Raw genomic sequence first — 375 nt, 5'->3', positions numbered from 1 at the left:
GCCAATAGAATACTGTCTTTCTTATCCGTCTTATGACGGCTGCCAAGACTATCGGCGTAGCTTCTGACGAAGGCAGGATTAACGATACTAACGTTTAAGCCCTGCTCATGCAGGTAATAGGCGACGTTCTCATGGTAGATGCCAGTGGCCTCTAGGGTCACGTGAATATCGGTTAAGTCTGGATTGATATTGGCTTTTAGCCAATCGATTAACTTATTGAAGTCAGCGGCTTCATTAGCAAAGACTTTGGTTTTAACTTTAATCTTGTCGGTGTCTTTTAACCAAGCCACATCAAGTTTAGCTTTACTAACATCGATTCCAACATAGTGAGTCATCTTGTCGTCTTCCCTTGTTCATTCAGTGTCACTCATTGCA

At 42.7% G+C, this 375-nt stretch carries 1 protein-coding gene; it reads right to left on the bottom strand.

The features are described 5' to 3' along the window. Positions 1 to 335: IS110 family transposase (locus ACZ2XM_RS15455; protein ID WP_490587853.1), on the bottom strand; the 335-nt coding region annotated here is incomplete at its 3' end. Positions 336 to 375 lie beyond the last annotated feature (40 nt).

Source organism: Psychrobacter sp. CoH-33_TS_01 (genome assembly GCF_058189395.1).
This window is presented reverse-complemented; position numbering and strand designations above follow the sequence as displayed.